This window comes from Rariglobus hedericola, assembly GCF_007559335.1.
GTDB lineage: Bacteria > Verrucomicrobiota > Verrucomicrobiia > Opitutales > Opitutaceae > Rariglobus > Rariglobus hedericola.
The window spans coordinates 261,005-272,556 of the sequence record NZ_VMBG01000002.1; the positions used below are offsets into that span (position 1 = coordinate 261,005).

Consider the following 11,552-nt stretch of genomic DNA (forward strand, 5'->3'; position numbering starts at 1 on the left):
ATGCTTTCCGAAAATTCCCCAGCGCCCTCCAGCGTTCGCACGAAACGTTACGAACTCCTCACTCTCGGCGACGAGTTGCTCCTCGGCCTCACCGCCAACGGCCATCTCACCTACATCGGGGCGCAATTGGGACGGCGCGGTGTGTTGCTCCAGCGCAACATCACGATCACCGATGAAGCGGAGGCGATCGTCTCGCAGTTCCGTGAAAGCTGGGCGAAGTCGGATGTCCTCATCACCACCGGCGGACTCGGTCCGACCTGTGACGACCGCACGCGCGAAGCCATCGCGGAAGTGTTGGGGCAGAAGCTGGTCTTCGAGCCGGAGATCGTGAAGGCCATCGAGGCGCGGTTTGCGCGACTCGGCCGCAAGATGACGGATAACAATTTAAAGCAGGCGTATCGGTTTGAGCGCGGCGAGGTGTTGCCCAACGCCCACGGCACCGCGCCCGGACTCTGGGTCGAGCAGGACGGGAAAGTGCTCATCATGCTGCCGGGGCCGCCGAACGAATTGCAGCCGATGTTTGCCGAGCAAGTCGTGCCGCGCCTCGCGGAGCGCGGGCTGCTGCTGGATCGTGAAGCCTATGTGCAGATCCGCAGCGCGGGCGTGGGTGAGTCGGCGCTGGAGGTGAAGTTGCAGCCGATTTTTGATCGTTACGGGGAGGCGTTGAGCATCGCGTTCTGTGCGCATCAGGGACAGGTGGATGTGCGGGTGAGTTCGCCGTCGGGCGCGCTGTCGTTCACGCAACTCGACGAAATTGCGGCCGAGTGCGCGAAATTGTTGGGCGAGGATTTTATGTGCTACGGGTCGGACTCGATGGCCAAGGTCGCGGGTGATCTGTTGCGTGCGGAGGAGCTGACGCTCGCCGTGGCCGAGACGGCGACGGGCGGAATGCTGGCGAGCGCGTTTACGGATATTTGCGGCGCGTCGAAATTTTTTGCGGGCGGCTGCGTGTGTTATTCGAACGAATCGAAGATGCAGCTGCTCGATGTGCCGGAGTGTTTGCTGAAACAGCACGGTGCGGTGTCGGCGGAAAACGCCGTGGCGATGGCGGTGGGCGCGGCCGAGCGGCTTGGCGCCGATTACGGACTGGCGATCACGGGCTTCGCGGGCCCCTGTGGCGGAACCAATGAAAATCCCGTGGGCACGATCTACATCGCGTTACATTCACCCCAAGGCGTGTGGTCGAAAAAACTCCACTACCCGGGCCCGCGTGCGACCGTGAACCGGCGTGCGGTCAATGCAGCACTCGATTGGTTGCGCCGCGAGTTGGTGCGCGCCTCGCGTGGTGCCGTGGTGATGGGCGGCCAGACGGGCGGGCAAAACGGTTGAGCGGGGCGAAGCGTTTTTAACCCAGCAGATTCTTCAGCGCGGCGAGGTATTTCTCCTGCGTGCGCTGAATGACGTCGGCCGGCAACGAAGGCGCGGGCGGAGTCTGGTCCCACTTGATGGCGAGCAGATGGTCGCGCACGAATTGCTTGTCGTAGCTCGGGGGCGAGCAATCGGTGCGGTATTGGTCGGCGGGCCAGTAGCGCGAAGAATCGGGCGTGAGCACCTCGTCGATGAGCACGAGATTTCCGGCTTCGTCCGTGCCGAATTCGAACTTGGTGTCGGCGAGAATCATGCCGGCCGCGCGGGCGCGGTCATGGCCGAGTTGATACAAGGCGAGGCTGGTGGCCTTGACCTTTTCGTAGAGCGCGGGACCGACGGTGGCGCCGCCCTGTGCGTCGTTGATGGCCTCATCGTGTTCGCCCTTAGGGGCCTTGGTGGTGGGCGTGAAGAGCGGAGCGGGCAGTTTATCGGCCTGCTTGAGACCGGCAGGCAGGCGATGGCCGCAGACTTCGCCGGTTTTCTGGTAGGAGGACCAGCCGGAGCCGACGAGGTAGCCGCGCACGACGCACTCGATGGTGAGCGGTTTGAGTTTACGCACGATCATGGAGCGCAGCTGCAGGTCGCGGTCGGTGATGCCACGACGGGCGAATTCACCGGCCTGGTCGGGGAGCAGGTGGTTAGGCAGCAGTTGGGCGGCCTGGGCAAACCACCAGTTGCTGATCTGCGTGAGAATGATGCCCTTGCCAGGGATGCCGTCGGGCAGGATGACGTCGAAAGCCGAGAGGCGGTCGGTCGCGGTGAGCAGGAGGGCGTCGCCGAGGTCAAAGATCTCACGGACCTTGCCCGAGGCGATACGGGGGAACGGGAGGCCGTCGATGGAAGTGACGGCGCGGGCAGGCAGGGCGGCGGCGATTTGGGCGGAAGTCATTGTCGGCTTAAGGGGGACGACAGAAGCCGGAGGACGGGGGGAGCGGAAGCGAAAAGCGGCCCCAAAATTTTTCCCTTGCGCGAGTCGGGGTGCCTCGTAGCTTTCTCCCTCCCGTGTTAGTCCCCATCGTCTAGCCCGGTCAGGACGTCTCCCTTTCACGGAGATAACCGGGGTTCGAATCCCCGTGGGGACACCAATTTCTTAAGGCCCGTATCTTTAGCGAGATGCGGGCCTTATGCTTTACGGGGAAGGCTAAACTAAGAATAAGGCTAAGAATTTACACGCGGACGCACGAGTATGTTCGGCGATATCGTGGAAGATGGTTTATTTGTTCGCATACACGCTCAAACCAACCGCCGGTCCGTCTAGTTAGTAGCACCAATAGTGACGGGCAATATGTCTAAGGCACACTTACTGGAATGGGTTCAGACTAAAACAGATCTTATTTTTCGAGGCAGGGATGCCGCTCATAGCGCGGGACATAAATCAGCAAATAGATAGGCATCACGTGGGAGAATGAGCACCCACTGAAACACCCTCCTCATTCGCGTTATATACCTCTGATAGGGACATCGTCGTCCTATTCAATTGCCTTGGCCTGCCGACCGCAGCCGGGGCGTTTTTGTTTACGCGGTCAGCAAGGAAAGGACTCACTATGGCCGTCTTCATCAAGGCCACCTATTCGAAGAAACTGGGGCTTCCTCAGTATTCGTCTCATCAATACACCGTCGAGGTCAGCTCCGAGTTGACCGACGTTTCGCAACTCCCCCAGGCCAGCGCAGACCTTTATGCCCGGCTGCAACAGGCGGTGGACGGTCAGATCGTTAATCCGGGCTTCGTGCCGGGTGAAACCGCCCCGCCTGCGTCTCCCTCGGCCACCTCGCCCATCACCTCGCCTACGGCCCCCGCCCCGCGTGGTGAGGATTCTTGGAAGTGCTCCGACAAGCAGCGCGACCTGATCCTCAAAATCGTGGACGAGCACGGGCTCGACAAAGCCGAGATCGAGAAGCTCGCGCAGGAGCGTTACGGCACCGGGGTCAAACAGCTTAACAAGCTGCAAGCCTCGGGGCTCATCGACGAACTCCTCGAAACCCACGGTAAAACGGAAGCACCCCGCCGGGGTAACTTCCGCCAGCCCGCCTACGGGAGGAATCGCCGATGATTGCCGAACTGCCCCTGCCACCCGGAAAAAACGGTCACCAGCCCGACGAAGATATTCCCGCAGCCAGCGATCCCTTGGACTACGTCAGTGTATCCCGCCTGAAGTCGTTTCTGGGATGCCGTCTACGGTTTTATTTCGAGAAGGTCATCGGCCTGCCCCGCCCGCTCAGCCCGAGTCTGCACTTCGGCCGGGCGGTCCATGCGGGGCTTCAGCACTACAACTTGGCCCGATGGCGGGCCGGTGACACATCGGAGCCGGCGGTGATCGCCGCCTACCAAAAGGCGTTCGATAACCCGGAGAAAGGCCAGGAGGTCACATTTGATTCGGCCGACGACAAAGCCGAGTTGCGCGCCAAGGGAGAGCCTCTGCTCAAGGCATTCCTAGGGACGCAACTGGTCGCTCCGGACATCAAACCGGAGGGTGTTGAACTCAAGCTTCGGGCGGAACTCCCCGCGCTGGCGTTGCCACTTCTCGGAGTGATCGACCTCGTGAAGGCCGACCACTGCTCGGTGGACTACAAAACCATCGCGGCCACGCCGGACCTGAAACTGGAGACATGGCTGCATGACCTCCAGTTGACGGCCTACACGCTTCTCGTGGAGGAGGCGACGGGCGAGCGCTCACCGGGCAACGAACTCGTCTTCCTCGTGAAGACGAAGACGCCGAAGGCGATCGTCCATGCGGTGCCTCCGCCCAAGCAGGTGCAACGTGACCGGTTTGCCCGGCTCGTTGAGACCTACGCGACCGGGGTCGCCAACGAGGACTACTTCCCGTCACCGGGACAGGCCTGCGCGTGGTGTTCCTATCGCTCGGAGTGTTCGGCGTGGAAAGGAGGTGCCCGTTGAAGAAAACGCTTCTCCTTTGTTCGCTCAGTTGCTGCCTCCTCGCCCTCACCGGGTGCAACGAGACCCCGCCCCAAACGATCGACGCCCCGCAACTCGCCTCGGCCCTCAAATGGCTCGGCGTGTGCGGGGTGCTGTGCTCGTTGTGCGGAGCGCTCGGCCTCATCATCGCCAGTCGTAACCGGAGGAAGTGACATGCCTGCCCTGATCCTCCGTTTCGTCGTGGTGGCAGTGCTCGCCTACATTGCCGGTTCAACCATCACGCCCCTCATCTGGGCGCAGACCATGACCCGGCAGGCCGAGCAAACCCTCAGCCCGTTCATGCTGCTTTCCGCCGGAGTCCTCCTCTTCGGAGTGGGTTACGTCGTGAAGCAGCTTTTTCACCGATGAAGATATTCCTCTTCCCGTGCCTCGGTGCGTTTGTCGCCGGGGTCTTCGTGGGCGCGGGACTGTGGTTTGCGCTGATCGTCTGCGCGGCCGTCGTGGTCGCGTGGCACTGCTGGCTCAACCCGTCTCCGCCTGACCGTTCGTCCGTCAAACATCTCACCCACTTCGGCCCCCGCCGTCGCGGCGGAGGCCACTGAACCCACAACCAACGCAATCGCCGAAGCCCGTTATCCCGCGAGGGAGGCGGGCTTCGGCGTTTAATTAAACCAACTCACGTCCGTCATGATCATCTTTTCCAAAGAAACACTCCGCGAGGCTCTCAACGGCCTGCGCGTTCTTAAATTATCCAAGCAACACATCCCCTTCCTCCGGCAGGTGCTGGTATTCGGCTACGAGGAATTGATCGAGTTCGCCGGCACCGACCTCGACCAATACCTGCGCTACGAAGGTGTCGGCACGAGCACGGCGGCACTGCGCATCCTCGTTCCTTACGACTTACTCCACGATGTCGCGAAGAAAGCTGACGCCGACACCGATATCCAAATCCAAGGCGGCGACGCTCCGCTCATTCGGTATCACGCCAGCGGCGTGGCACTTGATGAGTCGTTTAATCCCGTCGCGTTGGCGGAGTTCCCCGCCGTGCCGATCTCCGACGGCGATCCCATCGCGCTCCCTGTCGGTGTGCTGGCAGCGATGAACGAAGCCCTCGGCTCCGCCAGCACCGATCCGACCCGACACATCCTGAACAGCGTCTATCTCGACGCCCATGCGGTCGTGGCGACGGATGGCCGGCAACTTTACCGGCGTAACAGCTTGGAGTTGGCCGTCCCCAAAGGTGCGGTTTTCCCAGCCAGCCCGGTGCCGGGAATTCTGCCGCACGACGAGGTTGCTCACCTCTGGCTCTGGCATCGTGACGAGCGTCCGTTCGCTCAGATCACGGTCGGTCGCTGGCGGTGGATCACCAAGTTGGTGGATGGGAATTTTCCCAACTACCAGCACGTGATTCCGAAGTTGGAGAACTACGGTGGCCTGGTGCGCATCAGCGAACCCGATGCCATGCGCCTTCAGTCGGTGTTGCCAAAGTTGCCGGGCTATAAGGACAAAGACAGCAAGGTCGTCCTGAGCGTCACCGACAAAGGAGCCGTGATCCGCACGGCGGCGAATCTGCCCAAGGTGCATGTGGCCTTGGACCGCAGTGAAGTCGTCAGCACGCCCTTCGGCGAGGTGGCGTTTAATTCCCGCTACCTCCTGAGCGCTCTGCAACGGGGGATGCGTGAACTACGCACGCGGGATCATGTGAGTCCGCTCATGATGACCGACGCCAACCGCATCCACCTCTGGATGCCGTTGCGTGATGCGGTCACGGCACCCGAACCGGCTGCTTCACCCGAAGCCGCCCCGTCTCCTTCCGACTCATCGGGCGAAAGCCCGGTGCCGGTCGTTCCCTCCGAACCTGCCGCGCAGGTCTCGGCCGTCAGTGAAACCAACGTCAGCGAAAACCAACCCATCAACACCACTACCATCATGGTCGCTCCATCCACCACCCAACCCGTCAGTGAAACTCGCGAAGGCGGCAGCAAGCCCGTCGTCTCCGCTCCTCGTGTCGCCCTCCCGGAGACGCCCGTCTCGGCCGTCGATGCGGTCCAAGCCAAGCTCGGCAAAGTCCGGGATCTGCTCCGCGACCTCGGCAACGAGATCGGCGGTCTTCAGGGCCTCCTTCGCGAATCGACCCGCCAATACAAGGCGCTCGAACGCGATCACGAGTCGCTAAAGAAGAACATCCGCGCCCTCCGAGAAGTGCCGGTCTGATCCGAGGCCATGTATAGCCCCGATATCAGCCAGCACAGTCCCTGCCTCTACCGTCTCGGACAACACTACGGTGTGCCGATGACGGTGCTGGCAGATCGCATGATCCGCTTCGGGTTGAAAAACCTGGAGCAGATCATGCCGGAGAAGCCGGTGGTCGAAGCATCGGTCATCGCTCTCGTTGCCGAGGACCAGTCTCCATATCGCCCGACCGCCATCCCTCGGAAATCCGCCTGAGCCATGACGACTGCAAGTTATGGCCTGTGTGAAGCCGTGTCCGACCTCACGTCTCTGTTTATGACGCAAGCCAAGCTCCCGGCCAACAGCCGGGACACGTGCTCTCTCATCATCGACTGGGCCGACGAGTTTGACCGCAGACACGCCGAGACTGATTGGGCCGAGGTGGAGTATCTCGAAACCATCGACCGGTTCTTCTCCGAAAAATACCGCGCGTGGCTGGAGTCAGCCCCGGCGCGTTCCGTAAGAAACAACATTTAGGCAAAACACCGTTGCAGGTCTTCGTTGACCTTCCGCTGTGCTCCACCTGATTCAATCCAAGAAAAACAAGTGAAGTTCCAAGTATTCAACGCCACCGACGGCATCCCTGCCACACCCGGCTCTTTCACCACGATTGAGCGGGCTGAAAGATTCATTGTTGAGTTCCGTGCTCGGTTTGAAGCAAGCGGTTACCTTACGTCCTCATGCGAGCGTATCCCCGCTTCGGAGATCCGTCTGGAAATCATTACTTCAGAATCCAAGAAAACCTCAAAGAAAGCGAAAGTTTGAGGTGGCTCATAAGAATGAGCCGGTATGCCGCATAACATGGCACGCCTAAATCCGCGCGATCAAAGCTCGGCGCGTTCCGTCAGTCATAACGATTAGTTTAACCTCAGTTCACAGCAGACGAAGGCCGGTTTCTCCCACGCGGAGATCCGGCCTTCGTCGTTTTCAAACCACTCACATCATCATGAAAGCCTGCAATCTCGTCCTTCATTGCGGTGGCGCTTCCGTAGAGCGCTCCGCCGTCAAATCCGTTCCCACGCCCATTGCTACCCCCACGTGGTCGCCCATTCCGCACCTGCGGCTTGTCGAACAGGTGGAACGGTCGCTCCGTGCGTCTCACCTCGAAATCGTCAACCAGGCGCACGCCCTCAGTCACGGCGGCGACCGTTACTTCGGGTTGATCCAAGTCGAGGCCCGGCGCGGCAACAACGACTACGCCCTCGTGCTCGGTCTGCGTAACAGTCACGACAAACGCTTCCCCGCCGGGCTGGTCGCCGGCGCCCAGGTGTTCGTGTGCGATAATCTCAGCTTCCATGGGGAAGTGCAGTTGTCGCGTAAGCACACCCGCTTCATCGGGCGCGATCTGCCCATGCTCACGCAACGGGCCATCGGCCAACTTCAGGATAAGTGGCAGCACCAGGAACAGCGCATCCAGAGCTACCGCAGCCACGCCATCGACGACCGTGACGCTCATGACCTCATGGTGCGCGCGGTCGATGTCGGTGTGTGCCCGGTCACGGTCTTGCCCAAAGTTGTCCAAGAGTGGCGCGAGCCCACGCATGACGTGTTCCGTCAGCGCACCGTCTGGTCGCTCTTCAACGGCTTCACCGAAGCCCTGAAGGGAAACCTAGCATTGCTGCCGCCGCGCACACAGGCGCTCCACGCCCTCATGGACGGCTTCGTCGGTATTGCCGGGAGAAACTGAGAATGAAGGCCTTCTCGTGAGGGCCTTTTTTTAGCTATGCGTTGACCTGAAGGTGCGCGGTTTCGCGCACTTTGAATCTATATTGCCACCGAATTGTTACTCTGGTCTAGTCTGGATCTACCTAACTCCAAACCTATACTGTGCAAGGGTCACCCGCAGATTCAGTTCAGCTTACTTTAGAGAAGCGCAAGCGTGTTGATGAGGTTATCGAGTGGTTCATCAAATGGGAAATTCTGGTCAAACCCAATAAGGGCGATCAATTCCTGGAATCAATAAATGATAGAAGGGCGGACCATATTGATGTTCTGATGAATACTATTTCGCCCGTAAAGGCGATGGAGAGGACGGCTTCTTCAATATTGGAAATATTGGGAGGCACACAGCAGATAGATTCACTAACATTGGCGCACTTATTTGCAAGTATGACGGAAGTAATGCGCCTAGCTTATTCGGAATACGGTGCAGACAAGGCCTTACTGGATCCTGTTTCTGAATTTCACAAGGCATCTCTGGAGGCATTTTTGAGTGAATGTTCTCCACAAGCCATTCCCGCATGCAAAGCAATTAAAGATGTTATGTTTTTCATGCAAACGCTTTGTCTGCATAATACTTCGATATATGTCATAGATCTACCTGTTGGAAATACTCTGTTCACGAAGCTCCTTTTCCGGCTGCTTGAAGATGGGGGTTTTAAGGTGAAATCTGTCCGGGCTGCACTTTCAAGGAATGACAGGAAAACCGTGGGAATTACTAGGGCGGAGGTTTTAGTGGACAATCTCCTGAGTGCGCAGCCGCAACCGAATGACGTTTTTATATATATAGACGAGTGGGTGACTGGATCGAATTTTAATTCGATCTGTGAGGTTGTGAAGAAGGGGATTCCGAAGGAGTGCTTTTTTCTTCCTGTAGCACTACTAGCCGACAAAGCCTACAAGCACCCAAGGTTTGAATCCTTTAAGCGAGACCACGACAAAATTATTAAGAACTGGGGGGTGAATGGCGCTATGTTTAGGGTGGATATTCCTCCGCTCAATACTTTGACGCAAATGGAAGCTTATTTTTTTTGGGCTGATCAAGATCGACTCGCTGGCGTCAGAAAAATGCAGGTTCACGGGTCACTATTTAGTTCAATTGAAGAATCTACAATGCGCTTAAGTTTCGATAGGGAAGCATTGACTATCGCTGCTAATTTGGTCGCAGACCGCATCAGGAAGAAGTCTGAACACATTGACGTCGCTTTTCTGATTTCTCGTTATCCGGAGTGCTATCAGGATTTCATGGATTGCAAGGATGCGTTGCGTGAATGCGTGAACGAGGAGGAATTAGTTAAAAGAACGAATTCCTTTGAATCGGAGCTTAGGGCTGTGATTGATGAGTATTCTAAAATTATAGATAAGCGACCTGCTAAACTGGCTATCGAGCTAGGGATGGCCTACTCAATGCATCACGGAAGCTTAGATCCCTCCGATCGTTATTATTTTAAAAATCACGCCGCACGCGTGGAAGATCTTTCCGGGGAGATGGCCGTTACCCACCAAATTGCTTTTGGATTTCTTTGGGACCTGCTGAATAAAAGTGGTCCAAACTAACCCACTTATTTTTACACAATACTTAGACTTTCGCTTTCACCAGGTTTCTCGGTCAACGACTCAGGCAAATCTTAGATACATTTTATTTGTGGGAGATTCGTCGATCATAGTTTTGATGGGATCTATCATCCCTGATCCTGGTTCCTGATCATCGCGGCGGAATTGCTCGTGGACGAGCCGAGACTAAGTGTTCCAGTGGAACGATCTGCTTCCTCAACGCAATGGCGAACCCCTGTCTGGCATCCAAAGAGGCGCAGCTGATGCCGAGACTATACCTGGTGAGTGGTAGTGTTAGGTTTCGTTGGTTCGAAATTCGTCGCGTCGATAATTTTCATTGTAATGCAAATTGGAAGACTCATACGTATGAGCTTTCCAATTCCATTTCAAAACGAGGACGAACATGGCCACAAAGCACATTCCAGCGTCCCATGTTATATCCCCAAAGGCTCATTGGGGATTGATCTCAATCTTGGACGACCAAGGGGCGGGGGAGACTGCAATCGCACTCGGCAAATGGGACCAGCATCCTGTTCTCGCAATGCGATGGAACGGCCAACCTGATAATCCAATAGGAAACCCGCAATCAAGGGGTCTTCCTACTTGGTTCATACTCCCTGCCGGCGATTACTCGGAAGCCATCATAGGGCTGCTGCCTTCTGACAAGCAGGCCTTAGTTCGCAATTTCATTCCCAAACCTACGCGCTCATCATGAAGAAGCGAGACGACCTCAAAAAGCATAACGTTCAGGCAATTGATCTTTTTTGCGGAGCGGGTGGCCTCACCTGCGGACTAAAAAAAGCCGGTATCAAGGTTCGGCTTGGAGTGGATGTGGATCCTGTCTGCAAATATCCTTACGAATATAATAACAACGCGAAGTGCCTCCTGAAGGATGTGCGGGAGATCAAGTCGAGCGAGCTATCCGCGCATTTTAAGGAGGGGCAGTCCATTCGACTAATCGCAGGTTGCGCGCCGTGCCAAACTTTCTCCACCTACAATCAAAAGGCATCCGAGACGGATAGCCGCTGGTGGCTTCTGCGCGAGTTCAAGCGGGTCGTTGAGGAAATCGGACCGGAGTTGGTCACCATGGAAAACGTTCCCGGGCTCGCGGAGCACGATGTTTTCGAAGAGTTCTTGGACTTTCTCCGTAATGCAAAATACGAAGTTTCAAGCCAAGTAGTTCGTTGTGAGGATTACGGTATTCCTCAGCAACGTGAGCGTCTAGTCGTGTTGGCTTCACGGTTGGGGCCGATCTCACTTCTGCCTCCGGCACACTTTCGTAAGAGAACCCAAACTGTGCGTGATGCATTGGAGACCCTGCCGGCGCTAGCGGCTGGTGCGATTGATGAGTTTGATCCGATTCATCAAACCTCGGAGCTTTCTCCGCTAAACCTAAAGCGCATTCGCGCCTCCAGCCCTGGCGGCACTTGGAGGGATTGGCCAAAAAAACTCGTGGCCAAGTGTCACAAAAAGAAAAGCGGTAAGACTTATCCCAGCGTTTATGGGCGTATGTCTTGGGACAAGGCCTCGCCTACAATCACCACTCAGTTTTTCGGGTTTGGTAATGGGCGATTTGGTCATCCAGAGCAAGACCGAGCAATTTCTTTACGGGAGGGGGCGATCCTGCAGAGCTTCCCTCCGACCTATCGCTTCACTCCTCCCAATAAACCAATTCATATGAAAAATATTGGGCGTTTGGTTGGAAATGCCGTGCCGGTGCGCTTGGGCGAAGTAATAGGGCGCTCTTTTCTGCACCACCTCAACCAAGTAGAGGCGAACACGCTCGCTTCCAAAGCGTAATAGA

The 11,552-nt window shown here is 57.2% G+C and carries 12 protein-coding genes and 1 tRNA gene; 12 read left to right on the plus strand and 1 reads right to left on the minus strand.

Annotation, left to right across the window (positions count from 1 at the left end):
• Complete coding sequence (locus tag FPL22_RS11490; protein ID WP_144230499.1) at nucleotides 1–1,329, plus strand: competence/damage-inducible protein A; 1,329 nt, start codon at nucleotides 1–3, stop codon at nucleotides 1,327–1,329.
• A 16-nt stretch (nucleotides 1,330–1,345) separates the two neighbouring features.
• Here FPL22_RS11490 and FPL22_RS11495 read toward each other — a convergent pair whose 3' ends face one another.
• Nucleotides 1,346–2,257 carry a phosphoribosylaminoimidazolesuccinocarboxamide synthase gene (locus FPL22_RS11495; RefSeq protein ID WP_144230500.1) on the minus strand — a complete coding sequence of 304 codons (912 nt, stop codon included), beginning with the start codon at nucleotides 2,255–2,257 and terminating at the stop codon, nucleotides 1,346–1,348.
• 119 nt (nucleotides 2,258–2,376) lie between these two features.
• On the opposite strand from FPL22_RS11495, the gene FPL22_RS11500 reads away from it, so the two are divergent.
• From FPL22_RS11500 to FPL22_RS11555, 11 genes are all read left to right on the plus strand, one after another.
• A tRNA-Glu gene (locus FPL22_RS11500) sits at nucleotides 2,377–2,453 on the plus strand.
• A 459-nt stretch (nucleotides 2,454–2,912) separates the two neighbouring features.
• Complete coding sequence (locus FPL22_RS11505) at nucleotides 2,913–3,419, plus strand: hypothetical protein (RefSeq protein ID WP_144230501.1); 507 nt, start codon at nucleotides 2,913–2,915, stop codon at nucleotides 3,417–3,419.
• On the plus strand, nucleotides 3,416–4,264 hold the full coding sequence (locus FPL22_RS11510; RefSeq protein ID WP_144230502.1) for a RecB family exonuclease: 849 nt from the start codon (nucleotides 3,416–3,418) through the stop codon (nucleotides 4,262–4,264). The genes FPL22_RS11505 and FPL22_RS11510 overlap by 4 nt, the downstream gene beginning before the upstream one ends.
• Nucleotides 4,265–4,456: 192 nt before the next feature.
• Nucleotides 4,457–4,651 (plus strand): hypothetical protein, encoded by a 195-nt coding sequence (locus tag FPL22_RS11515; protein ID WP_144230503.1) that lies wholly within the window; start codon nucleotides 4,457–4,459, stop codon nucleotides 4,649–4,651.
• A complete protein-coding gene (locus FPL22_RS11520; RefSeq protein ID WP_144230504.1) occupies nucleotides 4,648–4,845 on the plus strand; it encodes a hypothetical protein in 198 nt (65 codons plus the stop codon). The genes FPL22_RS11515 and FPL22_RS11520 overlap by 4 nt, the downstream gene beginning before the upstream one ends.
• An 85-nt stretch (nucleotides 4,846–4,930) precedes the next feature.
• The gene (locus tag FPL22_RS11525; protein WP_144230505.1) at nucleotides 4,931–6,457 is read left to right on the plus strand and encodes a DNA polymerase III subunit beta; all 1,527 of its coding nucleotides are present in this window, start codon (nucleotides 4,931–4,933) and stop codon (nucleotides 6,455–6,457) included.
• A 9-nt stretch (nucleotides 6,458–6,466) separates the two neighbouring features.
• Nucleotides 6,467–6,691 (plus strand): hypothetical protein, encoded by a 225-nt coding sequence (locus FPL22_RS11530; RefSeq protein ID WP_144230506.1) that lies wholly within the window; start codon nucleotides 6,467–6,469, stop codon nucleotides 6,689–6,691.
• A 3-nt stretch (nucleotides 6,692–6,694) separates the two neighbouring features.
• The gene (locus FPL22_RS11535; protein ID WP_144230507.1) at nucleotides 6,695–6,952 is read left to right on the plus strand and encodes a hypothetical protein; all 258 of its coding nucleotides are present in this window, start codon (nucleotides 6,695–6,697) and stop codon (nucleotides 6,950–6,952) included.
• A 469-nt stretch (nucleotides 6,953–7,421) separates the two neighbouring features.
• Nucleotides 7,422–8,162 (plus strand): DUF932 domain-containing protein, encoded by a 741-nt coding sequence (locus tag FPL22_RS11545; RefSeq protein WP_144230509.1) that lies wholly within the window; start codon nucleotides 7,422–7,424, stop codon nucleotides 8,160–8,162.
• A 140-nt stretch (nucleotides 8,163–8,302) separates the two neighbouring features.
• The gene (locus FPL22_RS11550) at nucleotides 8,303–9,751 is read left to right on the plus strand and encodes a hypothetical protein (RefSeq protein WP_144230510.1); all 1,449 of its coding nucleotides are present in this window, start codon (nucleotides 8,303–8,305) and stop codon (nucleotides 9,749–9,751) included.
• Nucleotides 9,752–10,459: 708 nt separating this feature from the next.
• Nucleotides 10,460–11,548: a DNA cytosine methyltransferase gene (locus FPL22_RS11555; protein ID WP_144230511.1), complete on the plus strand. Its 1,089-nt coding sequence runs from the start codon at nucleotides 10,460–10,462 to the stop codon at nucleotides 11,546–11,548.
• Nucleotides 11,549–11,552: the final 4 nt, after the last annotated feature.